Here is a 365-nt window from a genome sequence, read left to right on the forward strand (position 1 = left end):
GCAGTTCTGCATCGGTTCATACTGCAGGCGGAAGCCACGGCGAAAGCGCGGCACGCAAGACTGGGTGGATTGGTTCAAACTGAAAATTCCGTCATCGGGTGCGCCGTACAACGTTGCACCATTTGAGTTATTCGATGCGTAGGGTGCGCACGGTGACCCAATGCGTCCTTCATCCGCGCGGCTCACTGGGCTATCCCACGGTGCCAAACACGTTCGGCCGTCACCGTGTGATACGGCGGGCGCTCCAGTTCGTAGGCCATGCTCATTCATGAGGTCTGCTTTGGGACTGGAAAACCCGGCGTACCGGGGCTCGGATGATCAGCGGTTGGCGAAATACAGGGTGACTTCGAAACCAAGGCGCATAT

The 365-nt window shown here is 58.1% G+C and carries 1 protein-coding gene; it reads right to left on the reverse strand.

The window, feature by feature from the left end:
- Positions 1-318: 318 nt before the first annotated feature.
- Positions 319-363 (reverse strand): pyrroloquinoline quinone precursor peptide PqqA, encoded by a 45-nt coding sequence (pqqA, locus tag AC3XQU_RS23265; RefSeq protein WP_079390985.1) that lies wholly within the window; start codon positions 361-363, stop codon positions 319-321.
- Positions 364-365: the final 2 nt, after the last annotated feature.

The sequence above is a fragment of the Telluria sp. AZSoR62 genome, assembly GCF_058111565.1.